Source organism: Streptomyces sp. STAM6, assembly GCF_054963715.1.
In genome coordinates this window covers 20219-38100 of sequence record NZ_JBUEFZ010000023.1, presented here as the reverse complement: position 1 = coordinate 38100, position 17882 = coordinate 20219, and the positions used below count along the sequence as shown (strand labels likewise).

Genomic DNA, 17882 nt, shown 5'->3' with positions numbered 1-17882 from the left:
CGCGTATGCCCATCGACCTCGACAGCTACATCAAGGGGGTACTCGACGGGAAGCGGGCGTTCGTCGCCCGGGCGATCACGCTCGTCGAGTCCACCCGCCCCGATCACCGCGCCCTGGCGCAGCGTCTGCTGACGGAGCTTCTGCCGCACACCGGCAACGCCCGCCGGATCGGCATCAGCGGTGTCCCGGGCGTGGGCAAGTCGACCTTCATCGACGCCTTCGGCACGCTGCTCACCGGCCTCGGCCACCGGGTGGCCGTGCTTGCCGTGGACCCGTCGTCCACCCGCACCGGCGGCTCCATCCTCGGTGACAAGACCAGGATGGAGCGGCTGGCCGTGGACCCGGCCGCCTTCGTGCGGCCGTCGCCCAGCGCCGGGACGCTCGGCGGCGTCGCCAAGGCCACCCGCGAGTCCATGGTGGTCATGGAGGCGGCCGGCTACGACGTGGTGCTGGTGGAGACCGTCGGCGTCGGCCAGTCCGAGACCGCGGTCGCCGGCATGGTCGACTCCTTCCTGCTGCTCACCCTCGCGCGCACCGGCGACCAGCTCCAGGGCATCAAGAAAGGCGTCCTGGAACTGGCCGACGTCATCGCCGTCAACAAGGCCGACGGCCCGCACGAGCGGGACGCCCGCGCCGCCGCCCGCGAGCTCGCCGGCGCACTCCGCCTGATGCACCCCGCCGACGCCGCCTGGACCCCGCCGGTCCTCAGCTGCAGCGCTCGCGAATCCACCGGTCTCGACGTCGTCTGGGAGCGGCTGGAGGCGCACCGCGGTGTGCTCGACGCGGGCGGCCGGCTGGCCGCCAAACGCCGCGACCAGCAGGTCGAGTGGGCCTGGTCGATGGTCCACGACGAACTGCTCGGCCGGCTGCGCACCCACCCCTCGGTCCGCTCCCTCGCACCCGCCCTGGAACAGCGGGTCCGGGACGGCGCGCTCACCGCGACCCTGGCCGCAGAGCGGATCCTGGAGGCGTTCGCCGAGGAGCGCTGACACGCGTCACGCCCCAGGGGGTGTCCTCGGCGGCACCTCCTGGTCGGCGACCGGGTACGGCACGAAGGTGCTGCTGTTCTCGTCGACGGCCAGCGGGCGGCCCAGCGGCGGCACGGCCCGCTGCGGGCAGTCGAGCCGCTCGCACACCCGGCAGCCCATGCCGATCGGGACCGCGGCGCCGGCGTTGCCGAGGTCCAGCCCGTCGGCGTAGACGAGCCGGGAGGCGTGCCGGATCTCGCAGCCCAGCCCGATCGCGAAGATCTTGCCCGGCTCGCCCCAGCCGCCCCGGTGCCGGGTGACGGTGCGCGCCGTCCACAGATAGCGCCGGCCGTCCGGCATGGCGGCGATCTGCACATGGATGCGCCCCGGCGCGGCGAACGCCTCGTACACGTTCCACAGCGGGCAGGTGCCGCCCGCGCGGGAGAAGTGGAAGCCGGTGGCGGACTGCCGCTTGGACATGTTGCCCGCCCGGTCGACCCGTACGAAGGAGAACGGAACCCCGCGCAGCCGCGGCCGCTGCAGGGTGCTCAGCCGGTGGCACACCGTCTCGTACCCGAGCCCGAACCGGTCGGTGAGCCGCTCGATGTCGTACCGCATCTCCTCGGCCGCCGTGTGGAAGGCCGTGTAGGGCAGGATCAGCGCGGCCGCGAAGTAGTTGGCGATGCCGATCCGGGCCAGCGACCAGGTGACGGAGCCCTCCTCGAAGTCCTCCGACGCGAGCGCGGACAGCTCGCCGCCGTATTCGAGCAGGGCCAGTTGCGTGGCCATCCGGAACGCCTGCTGACCCGGGCGCAGCCGGGAGGACAGATGGAGCGTCCGGCGCTCCGGGTCGTAGTGGTGCAGCCGGCCCGGATCGCCCTGCCCGCCGGAGCGGTGCGAGGGCCAGGAGCCCGCCGCCAGTCGTACGCCGTGCCGTTCGCCGAGCCGCGCGGCGAGCGCGGGCAGCACCCCGCCGGGCCGCACCCCGACCTCGCCGGCGAGCGACTCGGCCGCCACGTCCGTGGCGTGCAGATAGTTCTGGCGCCGGTAGAAGAACTCCCGTATCTCCTCGTGCGGAGGACGCGGCGCGGCCGGGTCGGCGCTGCCCGCACGCCCTTCCGCGGCCTGGGCCAGCCGCTCCGTCAGCGCCTGGTTGCGCCGCCCCATGTCGAGCAGGACCGCCGCGACGGCCGGCAGGCGCGAGGCGAGCTCCGACAGATCGGTGGGGGAGATCCGCGCCGAGGCGACCTCGTCGGCGAGCGCCTCGCGCAGATCCGCCAGCACCCGGGTGGTGTCCCGCTCGGAGAAGAACCCGGCGTCCACGCCGAACGCCTCGGTCAGCCGCAGCAGCACGGGGACGGTCAGCGGGCGTGAATCGTGCTCCATCTGGTTGAGATAGCTGGGCGAGATGGCCAGTAGCCGGGCCAACTCCGCCTGGCTGAGCCGCCGCTCCTCGCGCAGCCGCCGCAACCGCGCTCCCGCGTACGTCTTGCCCACCGCGGCTCCCGCCCCCGCTCCGACCTTCCGGACACCCCCCGACACCGTGAGTCTAAGCGCCCAACCCCGCGAAACAACCTTCGCCGAATTGGCAAAATCCGGAGGAAGGATTCGCAGAACTTGGCATTCGTCCTGCCCGGCGGGGTACTCCGAGGAGCGAAAACGGGTGCGACCCGCCCTTGGCACGGTTCACAACCGGCGGAGGCCGGCCAGGGTGCGGCGGACGAGTCGAGGGGTCCGTGCCCCCGGCCGGGGCGGGCCGGGGCCGGGACGGCGTGGCATGGGACACACGGCCGGGCGATGCCCACCCTCCTGTGCGGCACCACGATGCCGAAGTGACAGGATGTACCCCATGAGCAACAACGTGTTCTTCGACATCACCATCAACGACAAGCCCGAGGGCCGGATCGTCTTCAAGCTGTTCGACGACGTCGTCCCCAAGACGGCCCAGAACTTCCGTGAGCTGGCCACCGGCCAGCACGGCTTCGGCTACGCCGGCTCCTCGTTCCACCGTGTCATCCCGCAGTTCATGCTGCAGGGCGGCGACTTCACCCGTGGTGACGGCACCGGCGGCAAGAGCATCTACGGCGAGAAGTTCGCCGACGAGAACTTCGAGCTGAAGCACGACCGCCCGTTCCTGCTCTCCATGGCGAACGCCGGCAAGAACACCAACGGTTCCCAGTTCTTCATCACGACCATCGTCACCGACTGGCTGGACGGCAAGCACGTCGTCTTCGGCGAGGTCGTCGAGGGTCAGGACCTGGTCAAGAAGATCGAGTCCCTCGGCTCGCGCTCGGGCAAGACGTCCGCCAAGATCTCCATCGCCGAGTCGGGCGTCGTCGAGGGCTGATCCCCGGCGTGCCCGCCGCGCCACGCGGCTGAGGGGCCGAAGGAGCGTCATGTCTCCTTCGGCCCCCGCACCCGCCCGCGTACGCTCGGAGGCATGGTGCATGTCCTGTCGAGCAGGATCCTGTTGTGCCCGACCGACCCGGAGCGGACCCGCGACTTCTACGGCGACGTGCTCGGCCTCGCCGTCTACCGCGAGTTCGGCACCGGACCCGACCGCGGGACGGTCTACTTCCTCGGTGGCGGGTTCCTCGAAGTGTCGGGCCGCTCCGCCGGCCCACCCCCGCGCGGTCTTCGCCTGTGGGTACAGGTGGCCGACGTCCGGGCGGCACACGAGGAACTGCTGGAGCGCGGAGCGGAGATCCTGCGGCCCCCGCGACAGGAGCCGTGGGGGCTGATCGAGATGTGGGTCGCCGACCCGGACGGCGTACGCATCGCCGTCGTCGAAGTGCCGGCGGACCACCCCCTGCGCTACCGCCCCTGACCGTGCGCCGGTCCTCCGGCCGGAGCGCGGGACGCCATGCCGAAGCGGGCCCGGTACGCCGCCAGGTGACGCGGGTCGTCACGCAGGAACGGCAGGTCCGAGGGGACCATGCGGCGGATGGCGAGCAACGGCACGGAACCGCGGAGCGGCCCGGTGGACCGGTTCCGCAGCCCCGGTACGACCGACCGCCCGTCGGGGAACTCGTCGATCATCAACCCCTGTTCGGCGAACTCCGTCTTGAGCGCCCGCCGCACACCCTCGACCGCCCAGGACACGTCCCGCCGCGACAGCGCGGGGAGGGCGACCAGCAGGGCCCGGTGCCGGCCGGTGGCCGGCGAAGTCCCGGCCCGGCGGAAGAACCGCCTGCGGTACGCCCTCATGAGCTCGACCAGCTGTTCCGGCCCGGTCGGCCTGCCCGGCCACACCACGGCCCGCGGACCGCCGCGGGCCGGCGCCCCGTCGCTCAGGATCACGGGATGTCTCCTCATCCGTCGGGCCGGTACTGCGGAGTACCACACTTACGGTCAGTGCCGCCGGGCGGCCACCGGAACAGATGCCCGGAAGGAGCCGCCGGATGGCACGGAGACGCAGGTCAGCCCCGGCCGGCCGGGCATGCGATTCACCCGCTCACGGGAGCCTGAATGGCTACGCGTGCCTCTCGCCGAACAGGTCGGCCCCGCAGCAGCCGTCGTGCCGCAGATGCTGCCCGACCGACAGCCAGTCCGGGGCCGGGGAGTCCCGCAGCCGGGCTCCGGCGGACGCCGGAGCCGGGGGGAACGCCTCGACGAGCGCGGCCTGTTCGTAGGGCACTCCGCCCCGGAGCACCGCGACCGTCCGGACCAGCGAGTCGAAGTCCGTGAACGGATCGCCGTCGACCACCGTCACATCGGCCACCTTGCCCACCTCCAGGCTGCCCAGGTCACGGTCGGCGGCGAAGGCCCGCGCGGGAAGCAGCGTCACGGTCCGCAGCGCCTCGGCGGGGGACAGTCCGCCCAGCCGGTGCAGGGCCCGCAGATTCATGTGCAGGGCCAGGCCCACGGGGACGATCGGCGCGTCGGTGCCGAGGGCCACCAGCCCGCCCGCGGCCAGCACGCGCCGGTAGAACCCGGTCTCGACCCGCAGGGCGGCCAGTTGTGCCGCGCTCGGCGGCTCCGCGGCCAGCTCCCGGATCAGCGCGGCGTCCCACGGAGCCATGACGGCGGTGACGCGCGGGTCGCGTGCCAGTTCCGGATCGGCGCCCACCAGACCGATCGCGTTGAAGGGAGTGGCGATCAGGGTGAAGCCCACACCGCGGGCGGCATAGATCTCCTCCACGTCCTGGTAGGTCCGCCCGGACATGGTCGTCGCATGACCGAACTCGGCCCGCTGCGTCGCCTGCAGATGACTGGTCAGGTCCTGTCCCGTCTGCAGGCCGGGGGAGCAGAAGTGGCTGCCGGTACGGACACCGAGCCGCTCGTGGGCGAACCGAGCCGCTTCCTCCATCACCCAGGCCGGTGCCCGCACATAGGTCTTGACGACGTCCCAGTCGAGGGCGGCACCCCGCTCCAGCGAACGCCGCAGGCCCTCCGGTGTGCGGTGGGCCCGGCCCATGCTGTACGCCACCCGGGCGCCGTCCAGCAGTTCGCCGCAGGTCAGCAGGCGTGGCCCGGCCAGCTCCCCGGCGGTCACGGCCTCTCGGACCCGGGCCTGCTCATGGGCGAACCCGCCCAGCGAGACCGCCGTCGTGATCCCGTACACCAGCTGGGAGGCGGTCTGGCGGCCGCCGTAGGTGCTCTGCCAGGGGTGGGTGTGCGCGTCCCACAGGCCGGGCAGCACCGTGCTCCGCTCGGCGTCCACGCGCCGCAGCGCCGGCCGGGCGCGCCGCGGCCGGTGCGGCTCCACCGCCGCGACACGCCCACCGCGTACCACCACGTCGACGTCCTCGCGGACCGACCGGTCGCCGCCCGTGCCGTCCCAGAACCGGCCGGCGTGCACGACCGTGTCGGCGGGCGCGGGCCGCCGGTGGTCCAGCGGCACGCGCACCGTGCGCGGTTCGCCGCCGTCGGCGCCGATCAGCCGCAGCCTGCTCCCCGACAGGTACAGCAGAGTCCGGGAGTCGCCCGACCAGGACGGGTGGTCGGCGGGTTCGTCGGTGAGCCGGCGCGGTTCGCCCAGCGGCCGGCCGTCCGGCGCCACGGGCAGCAGGCACAGCGCGGACTCGACGATCACCGCCAGCAGCCGGCCGTCCGGCGACCAGACCGGACCCGAGTCGTAGCGGTCCGACAGGGAGGCGTGCGGCGCGACGGCGTGGAGCCGGGCGGCCCCGGTGGCGGCTTCCACGACCCGGACGAGGTTGTAACCCTCCCGGAATCGCCGGTTCAGCCGGTTGCGGTCGCACAGCGCGATGAACCGGCCGTCCGGGGACCAGCTCGGCCGGCCGGGCAAGCCGCCACCGCCCAGGGGTTCGGCCAGCACACGTTCCGCGCCCGTGGACAGCTCCCGCACGATCAGGTGTCCGGTCAGGTCCAGGCAGGCGAGCCGGGCGCCGTCGGGGGAGAGTGCCGGATGCACGCGCCCACCCGTGGCGAGCGCCGTCTCCTCACCGGAACCGAGGTCGTGCCGGTAGACCCCCGGCAGGCCGTCCCGGTCGTCGCAGTAGACCAGCGACCGTCCGTCGCGCGCCCAGACCGGCCCGAGCACATAGCGCGTGGCGGCGGCCCGCACCAGCCGGCGCGGGGGCCGCCCGCCCGCCGTCCCGGCCAGCCAGAGAGAGTTGAGCGCGGCGAAGGCGATCCGCCGGCCGTCGGGCGACAACGCCGGGAGATGGATTCCGCGCACCGGGCGCACCCGGTCGCCCTCGAAGTCGTACCGCTTGGTCCGGTAGCGCGGCCGGTCGACGGGGAGTGCCGCGGTGAACGGGATCGTCTCCACGGCCCGGGGCTCGTCGGGGCGCACGAGGGTGAACCGGCCGTCGACCGTCAGGAGCAGTTCTCCGCCGGCCGTCCAGCGCGGCGGCACGGGCGCGACGTCCCCGGGGACCGCCACCGGGCTGCCGTCCACCACCAGGGTGCACGAGCCCCGGGGCGACGGAGTAGTGCGCAGATACGCGAGCCGTCCGCCGTCCCTCGACAGGGCCGGGACCATCACCTGGGCCGCCGCCGTCCCGGTGTGCACGACACTCACGGGGCCCGCCCCGTCGGCGGGCGCGGCCACCACGGTGCGGGCCTCCAGAACCTGGCCCGAAGGGGTGGTGAGGACCTTCGCCCGGACGAACAGGATCCGCGCGCCGTCGGGCGACCACGTCGGGTCGAAGTCCTCCCAGGGGCCGTCCTGCGACGGCCCGTCCTGCCCGGGTACTCCGCTCACCCGGCGCAGCGCCCCGGTCCGCAGGTCGAGCACCCAGACGCGGTACGGAGCGCCGGTCACCGGGTCGCCACCGCGCTCGGACGCGAAGGCGAGCCGGGTGCCGTCGGGGGACCAGGCCGGACCGCGGTCGTCCCACGGCCCCTCGGTGCGCCGGCGCAGCTCCGAGCCGTCCGGCCGCATGGTCCACAGGTGGAAACCGCCGTCCCGGAAGGCGCAGAACGCGACCAGGGAGCCGTCGGGGGAGAACACCGGCCGGGTCGGTTCCAGATCGGCGGGGGTCAGCGGGACGGCCGTGCCGCCCCGGCGGGGGACCGACCACAGGACGTGCTGGATCTCCGCGATCAGCCGCTCCCCGCCGGGCGCCAGATCGGCGGAGCCGTTGGTGGCGGCGGTGAAGCTCAGCGCGACGGCCCGGCGCCCCGCGCCGGCGGCGGCCTCGGCCGGCGGCGGGAGCACGACGGTCCCCGCCGCCGCCCCGGCTCCCGCGAGGAATCCCCGGCGGGACAGTGCCTCCGCCGCGCCGATCGGTCCGGTGTCCAACGATTCCTCCCGGGTTTCCCGCGGTCCGCATGGCCACCAGGAGTATCTCCGCTGTCGCACTCCGTGCACCACCACGCCCCCGATTGATGGCCCACCTCACGTGCGGGAACCCTGTTGGAGGAACATCTGCTCGACTACCGTCGTTTTGTCCGACAGGTGCCGTCCCCCGCACGGTGCGACCGCCTGGCCATCGACCTGGAACGCCATGTTCAGTCACCGAACCGTCCCCGCCGCTCTCGCCGGCGCCGTCGTCGTCGCGCTGGTCGGCTGCTCCGGGGCCGACGCGGCGAGCGGCGACGACAGGCCCGCGGCGGCCCCCGTCGCGGTCTCCTCCGCGAAGGCGGCGACCACCGCGCCCGCTGTTCCCCCGGCCGCACCGTCCCCGGGCGTCACGGCCTCGACCGTCCCGTCCCCGGGCGCCGCCGCCACGGCCTCCGTGCCCGCCGGCAGCCCCGCGGAGCCGTCCCCCGAGCCCCCGCCGGGCAAGAGCGAGACGCGCACCCGGCCCGCCGAGCTCACCATCCCCGAGATCGGCCTGAAGGATCTGCGTGTCGTGCCGTACGAGGGCACCACCGACGACTGGCCCGGTACGCGCATCCAGAACAAGGGCTTCGCCGCGAGCCCCTACGGCGACGAGGGCGGCGTCGGCCCCGGCGAGGTCGGCAACTACCTGGTCACCGCGCACCGGCTCTCCGCCGGCGGGCCGCTGCGCGACCTCCCGTCCCTGGACGTGGGCGATCGTGTGTTCGTCACGGCGGGCGGCACGGTGCACGAGTACCGGATCACCGAGACCCGCGAGACCTCCTTCCGCTCGGAGCGCTCCCTGGCCGAACAGCGGGCCGCCGTCCCCGGCGAGCCCGGGAAGAAGCCCACCGAGGCGATGATCACGCTCTCCACCTGCGCGACGCCCGAGGACAACGCCGCCGGCAACTTCTGGCGCGACGACCGCGGCAACCCCGAGCACCGCATCGACAAGGTCGGTGTCCTGGTCTCCTCGAAGCCCGCCGCCGGCGCCCCGAGCGCCTCCTAGGCGTGTTTCGGAAGTCCCGTCCGGCCGGGGCCCCACCCTCCGGGCGGACGACGCCACTTTCGAAGCACGCCCTGGCCCCCGGCGGCCCGCGCGGTCGTTCCGTTTGTGAGGGCCGGGGTGTTCGCCGCCCGGCACGCCCGGCCGGGCGTTAGCGTTCCCTCGTCACACACATGTACATGTGCACCGTGTGCACAGGGGGGAAATCCGCATGGGGAACACACGCACGCCCGCAGCGCGCCGGACGGCCGCCGCGTTACTCGCCGGGCTCGTCCTCGTCCTGCTCGGCCCGGGCGCCGCCCACGCCTCGACCACCGTCGAGGTCCCGGCACCCACCGCCGGAGGCGTCTCGGCGAGCCTGAAGTTCTACGGGGCCAAGGTGCCCCAGCCCTACAACCCGGATCCGGACGCCCACTTCGGCGACCGCAAGTGCCGGCTGATCTACCACGACTACGACCCCACCGCGGGCTGCGGCGGGTTCAAGCTCTCGGTCACCCTGCACAACGTACGCAACCAGCCCGGCTACCTCGCCGGCCTCAGCAGCACCGGCGGCTACTTCCGTGCCTACGCCGACACCGCGCGCACCTTCGGCTGCGTGCGTCCCGACGGCACCTTCGACCCGGCCACCAGGTTCGCCGTCCGCACAGAGCAGGCGCCGATGTCCGCGACGTACTACGAGCCGGACAGCAACTACGTCCTGAATCGCTACCGGGGCACCGCCGAGGGGGACTTCGGACCCCACTTCTTCGTCAACTTCCCGCCGGTGACGTTCGACTGCCCGGCGGGCACCACCGCGACCCAGTACGGGCTCAAGGTCACCAACGTGAAGGTCACGATCGACGACGCCAACGTCTTCGGCAACTCGGCGTGGAGCCACCCGGGGCCGTTCTACGCCTAGGGCGTGTTGCGAAAGTGGCGTCGTCCGCCCGGAGGCTGGGGGCGTCTGGTGCGTGCGTTCGCAAGGCGGAGGGTGGGGGTACCTCCCGCGCCGCCAGGCGCAGGGGGAGAGGGCGCAGCGGGCCGCGCCGACGACCGACAACGCCGCGAGCGTGCCAGGCGTTCCCGGCCGGACGGGACTTCCGAGACACGTCCTGGTCCGTAGTCCGTTCCACGCCTGACTCGCACCGGCGCGCGCCGGGGACACGCCGGCCGGCGTGTCCCCGGACAGCCGAGCAGGAGGGGCGGTCCCGGCCGGCCCGGGCTGCAATGGGCATGTGATCGCACCTCCCGACGACTGCCTCGCGCGCAACGAATGGATCTGCGGCGCCTATCTGACGACCCGGCGCGATCTCCTCCGCGACGCCGTCGTCCAGCATCTCCAGCTGTCCCTCACCTCGGTCCTCGTCGGACTCGTCCTCGCCGTCCCGCTGGCCGTCGCCGCCCGCCGCCTGCGGGCCGCCGCCGCGCCGGTCCTCGCCGTGACGACCGTGCTCTACGCGATCCCGTCGCTCGCGATGTTCTCGCTGCTGCTCCCGGTGTACGGACTGTCCGCGTGGCTCGTCATCGCCGGCCTCGTCCTCTACTCCCTCACGCTCCTCGTGCGCAACATCCTCGCCGGGCTGCGCGCCGTGCCCGAGGAGACCCGGCAGGCCGCGCGCGGCATGGGATACGGGCCCGTCCGGCTGCTGCTCGCCGTCGAGCTGCCGCTCGCGCTGCCCGCCACCATGGCGGGACTGCGGATCGCCACCGTCTCGGCCGTCTCCCTCGTCACCATCGGTTCGGTCGTCGGGTTCGGCGGACTGGGCAACCTCATCCATGCCGGGATGAACACCTACTTCAAGGCGCAGGTCCTCACCGCCTCCGTCCTGTGCGTGGTCATCGCGCTCGCCGCCGACCTGGTGCTGCTGCTCGTCCAGCGCCTGCTCACCCCCTGGGAGCGATCCGCGTGAACACCCTCGTGGACGCCTGGGGCTGGCTGACCACCGCCGGCCACTGGTCCGGCGACAACGGCATCGGCCACCGTCTCGCCGAGCACCTCCACCTCACCGTCGTGTGCCTCGCCCTGAGCTGCGCGCTCGCCCTGCCCGTCGCGCTCGTCCTGGGCCACCTGGGCAAGGGCGGCGCACTCGCGGGCAACATCTCCAACGCCGGGCGCGCCGTCCCCACCTTCGCCGTCCTCGTCCTGCTGCTGCTCAGCCCGATCGGCCCCTACGGGGACTGGCCCACCGTCGTGGCCCTCGTCCTGTTCGCCGTGCCCCCGCTGCTCACCAACGCGTACACCGGAATGCGCGGAGTCGACCGCGACGTCGTACGGGCCGCCCGGGGCATGGGAATGACCGGGTCCCAGATGCTGGTGCGGGTGGAGATCCCGCTCGCCCTGCCGCTGATCCTCACCGGCGTCCGCATCGCCGCCGTCCAGCTCGTCGCCACCGCCACCATCGCCGCGCTCGCCGGTGGCGGGGGACTCGGACGGATCATCACGGCCGGCTTCAACCTCGCCTCGACGCCCCAGGTCGTCGCGGGAGCGTTCCTCGTCGCCGCGCTGGCGCTGGTGGTCGACGGCGTGTTCGCGACGGTGCAGCGGCTCGCCCCGGGCGGCTCGAAGGCCGCGGCATGACCGCGCGAGCCGTCCTGCCCGCCGCCCTGCTGCTGCTCACCGCCTGTGCCACCGGGCCCTCCCTGGAGACCCGGGGCGAGCTCACCGCCCCGCCCGGCGACAGCCGGTACCTGACCATCGGCTCGGCGGGCTTCACCGAGAGCGAGCTGCTCGCCCGGATGTACGCGCTGCTCCTGGAGCAGGACGGCTACCGCACCCGCGTCCTGTCCGTCACCAACCGCGAGATCTACGAACCCGCCCTGGAGAACGGCCAGATCGACGTGGTGCCCGAGTACGCCGCCACGTTCGCGGACTGGCTGAACGCCAAGGAGCACGGGCCCGGCGCCCCGACCGCCGGTTCACCGGACGCCGGCGCCACCATGACCGCCCTGCGGGCCCTCGCACGGCCCCGCGGGCTCACCGTCCTCGACCCCGGCGGGGCCGTCGACCAGAACGCCTTCGCCGTGACCCGGGCCTACGCCCGCGAACACCGGCTGCGCAGTCTCAGCGATCTCGGGGCCGCCGGACTGCCGGTGCGCCTCGCGGCGGGCGACGAGTGCGTGCGGCGCCCGTACTGCGCGCCCGGACTGCGCAAGACCTACGGCATCGACATCACCGCCGTCGACCCCAAGGGCGTCGGCACCACCCAGGCGAAGCAGGCCGTCCGCGGCGGCCAGGACCAGATGGTCCTGACGACCACCACCGACGGCACGCTCGACGAGTTCGGCCTGGTCCTCCTCGCCGACGACCGACACCTGCAGAACGCCGACCACATCGTGCCCGTCGTCAACCGCCGGCGCGCCGGCGGAGCCGGTGTCGTCCGCGCCCTCGACCGCCTCAACAAGGTGCTGACCACCCGAGACCTGGCCGCCCTGAACGAACAGGTGGACGACTGGCGGCGGCTGCCCGAGGACGTCGCCAGGAACTACCTGGTCTCGAAGGAGCTGCTGAAGCGCCGTACGTAGCGACGCTGCCAGGGCGTTTCGACGGCCCGGTGGTCGTAGTTCCGGCGGACGTACTCCACCGCCCGGTCCGCCGGGACGCCGTCGAGCACGGCGATGCACGCGAGGGCCGTCCCCGTGCGGCCCCGACCGCCGCCGCACGCCACCTCGACGCGTTCCGTGGCGGCGCGGGTCCATGCCTCGGTGAGCAGTTCCCGGGCCTGCGTGTGACTGCTCGGCAGCCGGAAGTCCGGCCAGCGCAGCCAGCGCGACTCCCACGCGACCTCCGGCGGCCGCTTTCCGAGCAGATAGACCGCGAAGTCCGGGACCGGGCCGGCGGGGAGAGGCCTGCGCAGGCCGCGTCCCCGGACGACACGCCCGGAGGGAAGGCGCAGGACCCCGGGGTCCGTCGTCCGCCACGTGTCCGTCATGCCTGCCCGCCCTCCCCCAGCGGTCGGGTGTACCGGACGCCGGGCCGTCCGTCGATCCTGATGTCCTCCACGGCCCCGAAGCCGTTGCGGGTGAGCACGGCCATGGACGCCGGGTTGTCGAGGGTGGTGACCGCCGTGAGCGCGGTGAGCCGGTACACCGCGCCGGCCAGGCGGCACACCTCGGCGACCGCCGCCGTCGCGACGCCCCGGCCGGTGGCGCGCTCGCCGACGCGGTAACCGAGTTCGGCCGCGCCGTCGGTGACGTCCACGAGATTGACACGGCCGAGCAGTTCCCCCCGCTCGTCCACGACGAGGTGGAAGTGGCACAGCCCGCTGTCCTGCTCGGCGAGCAGCGCCTCGTGCCGGGCGGCGAACTCCGCGAAATAGGCGTCCCCGCGGTCGGGCACGGTGTGGGTGAAGAACGCGCGGTTCTCCCGTTCGAAGGCCAGCAGGGCCGGCGCGTGATCCGCCCGCAGTCGCTCCAGCATCACCATGAACGGCAGCATACGTATACGTGATCGAGTCGGACCACGGAATTCGGAAGCGGAGCGCGTGGGGCCAGTGGCGGGCTCAGGCGTTCGCGACCGAGTCGAAGGCGACCTCGTCGCGCCCCACGCCCCGGGCGTCCGCGTCCACCGAGCGGCGCAGTGCCTCATGGAGCTTCGCGGGGGTGAGGACGCCGAGGAACGCGGCGCCGTCCAGGACCGCCACCCAGCCCGCGTCGTGCTGGAGCATTTCGCCCAACGCCCGCTTCAGTGGTGCCCCCACCGGTACCCGGGCCCCCATGCGCCGGGCGTGGTCGGCCACCGTGCCGCGGGCGCCCGCGAGGGCGCCGGCCGCGACCCAGCCGTGCAGTTCTCCCGCGCCGTCCAGGACGACCGCCCAGCGGGCGCCCTCGTCCCGCATCCGGGCGGCCGCGGCCGGGGCCGGTTCGTCCGTCCGGGCGACCGGCGGCCGCTCCAGGTCGTGCGGCTCGATCGCGGTGACCGACAGCCGTCTCAGGCCCCGGTCCGCGCCGACGAAGGCGGCCACGTACGGGGTGGCCGGCGTGCCCAGCACGGCGGCCGGGGAGTCGTACTGCTCGATGCGTCCCCGCCCGTACACCGCGATGCGGTCGCCCATGCGCACGGCTTCCTCGATGTCGTGGGTGACCATCAGCACCGTCTTGCGGACCGTCGCCTGGAGGTTCAGGAACTCGTTCTGCAACCGTTCGCGGACCACCGGGTCGACCGCGCCGAACGGCTCGTCCATGAGCAGCACCGGAGGGTCGGCGGCCAGCGCCCGCGCGACCCCGACGCGTTGACGCTGCCCACCGGAGAGCTGCGCCGGGTACCGCCCGCCGTACACAGCGGGATCGAGTCCGACCAGGTCGAGGAGCTCGGCCGCCCGCGCACGGGCCCTGGCCCTCGTCCAGCCGATCAGCGCCGGGACGGTGGCGGCGTTGTCGAGGACGGTGCGGTGCGGGAAGAGGCCGCCCTGCTGGACGACGTATCCGATGCGGCGGCGCAAGCGGACCGGGTCGACCCGGGAGATGTCCTCGCCGCCGACGAGGATCCGGCCGGAGGTGGGCTCGATCAGCCGGTTGACCATCATCATCGTGGTCGTCTTGCCGCAGCCGGACGGCCCGACCAGGGTGACCAGTTCACCCTCGGAGGCTTCGAACGAGAGGTCGTCGACGGCGGTCGTGCCGTCCGGGAAGACCTTGCTGACCCGCTCGAACCTGATCATGGCCTCCACGCTAGGAGCGGCCCGGCCCTGCCGCACACGGACCTGGACCGGACGAGTCGGGGTGGCGGCCGCCGCCGCGGTGCTCGTTCCGGTGCCGCCCGGATCGAAACGTTGTCAGGAGCCTTGCGGGCGTCGAAGGAGCGCTGCTATCCCTCTGTAAGGAAAGTTTCCTTCCAGTCTCTCCCCCCACCCACGGCCCGCCGTCAATGGCATTGGAGGCCCCATGAGACCGGCACGGATCCGACTACGTCCCCTCCTCGGCGCGGGCGCACTCGCCGCCGCTCTGCTCCTCGGGATCACCACGGCACCCGCCGCACCTGCCGCCCCCGTAACCCCGGCCACCGCCACCGCCGCGGCAGACGGTTCCGGGCACAATCGGCGGGTGGACCCCTCCGCCGCCCCCCGCCGCACGACCCCCGTGAGCAGAAACGGGCACCTCAGGGTCTGCGGCACCAAGCTCTGCAACCAGTACGGCACGCCCGTCCAACTGCGCGGCATGTCCACGCACGGCCTGCAGTGGTACAGCCAGTGCCTCACCAGCGGCTCACTGAACGCCCTGGCCACCGACTGGAACGCCGACGTCCTGCGCATCTCGATGTACATCCAGGAGGGCGGATACGAGACCGACCCCCGCAAGTACACCGACCTCGTCCACTCCGTCATCGTACAGGCCACCGCGCGCGGCCTGTACGCCATCGTCGACTGGCACATGCTCAGCCCCGGCGACCCGCACCACAACCTGAGCCGCGCCAAGACCTTCTTCACGGAGATCGCCCGGCGCCACCACGGCAAGAACAACCTGCTCTACGAGATCGCCAACGAACCCAGCGGCGTCGGCTGGACCCGGATCAAGAGCTACGCCGAGGAACTCATCCCGGTGATCCGCGCCCATGACCCCGACACCCCGGTCCTCGTCGGCACCCGCGGGTGGTCCTCGTTCGGTGTCTCGGAGGGCTCCGACGAGAAGGAGGTCGTCAACAACCCCGTGAACGCCTCCAACATCATGTACACCTTCCACTTCTACGCCTCATCGCACCGCGAGGAGTACCTGAACACGCTCTCCAGGGCGGCCGGCCGACTGCCCGTGTTCGTCACCGAGTTCGGCACCCAGAACTACGCCGGCGAAGGCAGCAACGACTTCGCCATGTCCCAGCGCTACCTGGACCTCATGGCGAGCAGGAAAATCAGCTGGGTCAACTGGAACTTCTCCGACGACGACCGCACCGGAGCCGTCTTCAGGAGCGGTACCTGCGCGGCGGGCGGCCCCTGGACCGGGACCGCATCGCTGAAGCCCGCCGGGGTCTGGATCCGTGACCGGATCCGCACCCCGGACCGCTTCACCGGCGACTGACCGGCGCCCCGCTCCCGTCGCGCCCCCGCCCCGTGTGGTCCACTGTGCGGGCGGGGGCGCCACCGACCATCGGACAGGAGCAGCGTTGACCACCTACCGCCAGCCCGGCGTCGTCCTCACGGACCACCACTTCACCGTCCCGCTCGACCACGCGGCGCCCGCCGGCGAACAGATCGAGCTGTACGGCCGCGAAGTCGTCGCCACCGGACAGGCCGCAGCGGACCTGCCCTGGCTGGTCTACCTGGAGGGTGGCCCCGGCTTCGGCGCCCGTCGCTTCACCGGCAGGCAGGCCTGGCTCGGCCGCGCCCTCCAGGAGTTCCGCGTCCTGCTCCTCGACCAGCGGGGCACCGGCCGCTCCACACCCGCCAACCGGCAGACCCTCCCGCTGCGCGACGGTCCCCGCGCCCAGGCCGACTACCTCGCCCACTTCCGCGCGGACAGCATCGTGCGCGACTGCGAGCTGATCCGGCGCCGGCTGACGGGCGGTGCGCCCTGGACCGTACTCGGCCAGAGCTTCGGCGGCTTCTGTGCCACCCACTACCTCTCCACCGCCCCCGAAGGCCTGCGCACCGTCCTCGTCACCGGCGGCCTGCCGTCACTCGACGCCACCGCCGACGACGTCTACCGCGCCGCCTACCCCCGCATGCGCCGCAAGGTCGAGGCGCACTACGCCCGCTACCCGCAGGACGTCGAACGGGCCCGCCGCATCGCGCTGCACCTCATCGAGCACCGGACCGTGCTGCCCAACGGGCACGTCCTCACGCCCGAGTCGTTCCAGTCCCTCGGCATCCTGCTCGGCGGCGGCGACGGCAGCCACCAGCTGCACTACCTCCTGGAGAACGCCTTCGTCCGCACCCCCGCGGGCCCAGCCCTCTCCGACGCCTTCCAGGAGAGCGTGCAGGCCGTCCTCTCCTACGCGGGCCACCCGCTCTACGCCGTCCTCCACGAAGCCATCTACGCCCAGGGCCACGGCCCGACCGCCTGGGCCGCCGAGCGAGTCCGGACGGAGTTCCCCGCGTTCGACGCGGCCAAGGCACTCGCCGGCGACGAACCGCTGCTCTTCACCGGCGAGACCATCCACCCCTGGCACTTCGACACCGACCCGGCGCTGCGGCCCCTGCGGGAGACCGCCGAACTGCTCGCCGCCCGCACCGACTGGCCGGCCCTCTACGACGAGCCGCGCCTCGCCGCCAACGGCGTACCGGTCGCCGCCGCCGTCTACCACGACGACATGTACGTCGACACGGCCCACTCACTCACCACCGCCCGCACGATCCGAGGGCTACGCACCTGGGTCACGGACGAGTACGAGCACGACGGCGTACGGGCGAGCGGCCCGCGCGTCCTGGACCGCCTGCTCTCGCTGGCCCGCGACGCCTGAGTTCACCCCGCGGGGCCGGACGGCGCTACGTATGCTGCGATCATGACCGATCAAGTGACCGAAGAGCTGCGACCGATGCCCGACGACTGGCAGCGAGCCCTCGCCGTCGTCGCCCATCCCGATGACCTCGAGTACGGCTGCTCGGCCGCGATCGCCTCCTGGACCGACGGGGGCCGCGAGGTGGCCTATGTGCTCGCCACCCGCGGGGAGGCCGGCATCGACACGCTCGACCCCGCCGTCTGCGGCCCGCTGCGCGAGGAGGAACAGCGGGCCAGTGCCGCGGTCGTCGGCGTCTCGGAGGTCGAGTTCCTCGATCACAAGGACGGCGTCATCGAGTACGGGCTCGACCTGCGCCGGGACATCGCGGCGGCGATCCGCCGCCACCGCCCGGAGCTCGTCATCACGCTCAACCACCGCGACACCTGGGGCGGTGTCGCCTGGAACACCCCCGACCACGTGGCCGTCGGCCGCGCCACACTCGACGCGGCCGCGGACGCCGGCAACCGCTGGATCTTCCCCGAACTCACCGAGCAGGGCCTCGAACCCTGGAACGGGGTGCGCTGGGTCGCGGTGGCCGGCTCCTCCACCCCGACGCACGCGGTCGACGCCACACCGGGCCTGGACCGCGCCGTGCGGTCCCTGCTCGAACACCGCACCTACATCGAGGCCCTGACCGAGCAGGACCCCGAGGAGTACTGCCGTACGTTCCTCACCGGCAACGCCCGGGCCGCGGCCGGGCGCTTCGGCGGTCGTCCGGCGGTCACGTTCGAACTGTTCGGCCGCTGAGCGGCGGCGGCCCGGGGAGTT

17 protein-coding genes are annotated in these 17882 nt (G+C 73.2%); 11 read left to right on the top strand and 6 right to left on the bottom strand.

The window, feature by feature from the left end; translation table 11 throughout:
* Positions 1–5: 5 nt before the first annotated feature.
* Entirely contained in the window at positions 6–989 is a 984-nt protein-coding gene (meaB, locus tag ACY34K_RS23700; protein WP_462750366.1) for a methylmalonyl Co-A mutase-associated GTPase MeaB, read from the top strand.
* A 6-nt stretch (positions 990–995) separates the two neighbouring features.
* Here meaB and ACY34K_RS23695 read toward each other — a convergent pair whose 3' ends face one another.
* Positions 996–2465, bottom strand: a complete 1470-nt coding sequence (locus tag ACY34K_RS23695; RefSeq protein WP_462750364.1) for a short-chain fatty acyl-CoA regulator family protein — start codon at positions 2463–2465, stop codon at positions 996–998.
* A 352-nt stretch (positions 2466–2817) separates the two neighbouring features.
* Between ACY34K_RS23695 and ACY34K_RS23690 the strand changes: the two genes are divergently transcribed.
* The gene (locus ACY34K_RS23690) at positions 2818–3315 is read left to right on the top strand and encodes a peptidylprolyl isomerase (protein ID WP_462750362.1); all 498 of its coding nucleotides are present in this window, start codon (positions 2818–2820) and stop codon (positions 3313–3315) included.
* A gap of 93 nt (positions 3316–3408) precedes the next feature.
* A complete protein-coding gene (locus tag ACY34K_RS23685; protein ID WP_462750360.1) occupies positions 3409–3795 on the top strand; it encodes a VOC family protein in 387 nt (128 codons plus the stop codon).
* On the opposite strand, the gene ACY34K_RS23680 is transcribed toward ACY34K_RS23685, so the two are convergent.
* Positions 3783–4268, bottom strand: coding sequence for a DUF6875 domain-containing protein (locus ACY34K_RS23680; RefSeq protein WP_462750358.1), 486 nt, complete (start codon positions 4266–4268; stop codon positions 3783–3785). The genes ACY34K_RS23685 and ACY34K_RS23680 overlap by 13 nt on opposite strands.
* Before the next feature lie 172 nt (positions 4269–4440).
* The gene (locus tag ACY34K_RS23675) at positions 4441–7680 is read right to left on the bottom strand and encodes an amidohydrolase family protein (protein WP_462750356.1); all 3240 of its coding nucleotides are present in this window, start codon (positions 7678–7680) and stop codon (positions 4441–4443) included.
* A 205-nt stretch (positions 7681–7885) separates the two neighbouring features.
* Here ACY34K_RS23675 and ACY34K_RS23670 point away from each other — a divergent pair, with 205 nt between their 5' ends.
* The 5 genes from ACY34K_RS23670 to ACY34K_RS23650 all read left to right on the top strand — a co-directional run bounded on the left by ACY34K_RS23670 (position 7886) and on the right by ACY34K_RS23650 (position 12208).
* The gene (locus tag ACY34K_RS23670) at positions 7886–8710 is read left to right on the top strand and encodes a class E sortase (RefSeq protein ID WP_462750354.1); all 825 of its coding nucleotides are present in this window, start codon (positions 7886–7888) and stop codon (positions 8708–8710) included.
* Between the two features lie 208 nt (positions 8711–8918).
* Positions 8919–9605 (top strand): hypothetical protein, encoded by a 687-nt coding sequence (locus tag ACY34K_RS23665; protein WP_462750352.1) that lies wholly within the window; start codon positions 8919–8921, stop codon positions 9603–9605.
* A gap of 316 nt (positions 9606–9921) precedes the next feature.
* Positions 9922–10596, top strand: a complete 675-nt coding sequence (locus ACY34K_RS23660) for an ABC transporter permease (RefSeq protein ID WP_462750350.1) — start codon at positions 9922–9924, stop codon at positions 10594–10596.
* Positions 10593–11264: an ABC transporter permease gene (locus ACY34K_RS23655; protein ID WP_462750348.1), complete on the top strand. Its 672-nt coding sequence runs from the start codon at positions 10593–10595 to the stop codon at positions 11262–11264. The genes ACY34K_RS23660 and ACY34K_RS23655 overlap by 4 nt, the downstream gene beginning before the upstream one ends.
* A complete protein-coding gene (locus tag ACY34K_RS23650; RefSeq protein WP_462750346.1) occupies positions 11261–12208 on the top strand; it encodes an ABC transporter substrate-binding protein in 948 nt (315 codons plus the stop codon). The genes ACY34K_RS23655 and ACY34K_RS23650 overlap by 4 nt, the downstream gene beginning before the upstream one ends.
* Here ACY34K_RS23650 and ACY34K_RS23645 read toward each other — a convergent pair.
* From ACY34K_RS23645 to ACY34K_RS23635, 3 genes are all read right to left on the bottom strand, one after another.
* The gene (locus ACY34K_RS23645) at positions 12169–12615 is read right to left on the bottom strand and encodes a protein-tyrosine phosphatase family protein (protein WP_462750344.1); all 447 of its coding nucleotides are present in this window, start codon (positions 12613–12615) and stop codon (positions 12169–12171) included. The genes ACY34K_RS23650 and ACY34K_RS23645 overlap by 40 nt on opposite strands.
* The gene (locus tag ACY34K_RS23640) at positions 12612–13109 is read right to left on the bottom strand and encodes a GNAT family N-acetyltransferase (protein ID WP_462750342.1); all 498 of its coding nucleotides are present in this window, start codon (positions 13107–13109) and stop codon (positions 12612–12614) included. The genes ACY34K_RS23645 and ACY34K_RS23640 overlap by 4 nt, the downstream gene beginning before the upstream one ends.
* Before the next feature lie 76 nt (positions 13110–13185).
* Positions 13186–14343: an ABC transporter ATP-binding protein gene (locus tag ACY34K_RS23635; protein ID WP_462750340.1), complete on the bottom strand. Its 1158-nt coding sequence runs from the start codon at positions 14341–14343 to the stop codon at positions 13186–13188.
* Positions 14344–14566: 223 nt separating this feature from the next.
* On the opposite strand from ACY34K_RS23635, the gene ACY34K_RS23630 reads away from it, so the two are divergent.
* From ACY34K_RS23630 to ACY34K_RS23620, 3 genes are all read left to right on the top strand, one after another.
* Complete coding sequence (locus ACY34K_RS23630; RefSeq protein ID WP_462750338.1) at positions 14567–15694, top strand: glycoside hydrolase family 5 protein; 1128 nt, start codon at positions 14567–14569, stop codon at positions 15692–15694.
* Between the two features lie 85 nt (positions 15695–15779).
* Positions 15780–17075, top strand: a complete 1296-nt coding sequence (locus tag ACY34K_RS23625; protein WP_462750336.1) for an alpha/beta fold hydrolase — start codon at positions 15780–15782, stop codon at positions 17073–17075.
* 42 nt (positions 17076–17117) lie between these two features.
* Positions 17118–17861 (top strand): PIG-L deacetylase family protein, encoded by a 744-nt coding sequence (locus tag ACY34K_RS23620; RefSeq protein ID WP_462750334.1) that lies wholly within the window; start codon positions 17118–17120, stop codon positions 17859–17861.
* The last annotated feature ends 21 nt before the right edge of the window (positions 17862–17882 follow it).

Coding starts and splice junctions, on each gene's coding strand:
- meaB (WP_462750366.1), top strand. CDS start 6: ATGCCCATCGACCTCGACAGCTACATCAAGGGGGTACTCGACGGGAAG.
- ACY34K_RS23690 (WP_462750362.1), top strand. CDS start 2,818: ATGAGCAACAACGTGTTCTTCGACATCACCATCAACGACAAGCCCGAG.
- ACY34K_RS23685 (WP_462750360.1), top strand. CDS start 3,409: ATGGTGCATGTCCTGTCGAGCAGGATCCTGTTGTGCCCGACCGACCCG.
- ACY34K_RS23670 (WP_462750354.1), top strand. CDS start 7,886: ATGTTCAGTCACCGAACCGTCCCCGCCGCTCTCGCCGGCGCCGTCGTC.
- ACY34K_RS23665 (WP_462750352.1), top strand. CDS start 8,919: ATGGGGAACACACGCACGCCCGCAGCGCGCCGGACGGCCGCCGCGTTA.
- ACY34K_RS23650 (WP_462750346.1), top strand. CDS start 11,261: ATGACCGCGCGAGCCGTCCTGCCCGCCGCCCTGCTGCTGCTCACCGCC.
- ACY34K_RS23645 (WP_462750344.1), bottom strand. CDS start 12,615: ATGACGGACACGTGGCGGACGACGGACCCCGGGGTCCTGCGCCTTCCC.
- ACY34K_RS23640 (WP_462750342.1), bottom strand. CDS start 13,109: ATGGTGATGCTGGAGCGACTGCGGGCGGATCACGCGCCGGCCCTGCTG.
- ACY34K_RS23635 (WP_462750340.1), bottom strand. CDS start 14,343: ATGATCAGGTTCGAGCGGGTCAGCAAGGTCTTCCCGGACGGCACGACC.
- ACY34K_RS23630 (WP_462750338.1), top strand. CDS start 14,567: ATGAGACCGGCACGGATCCGACTACGTCCCCTCCTCGGCGCGGGCGCA.
- ACY34K_RS23620 (WP_462750334.1), top strand. CDS start 17,118: ATGACCGATCAAGTGACCGAAGAGCTGCGACCGATGCCCGACGACTGG.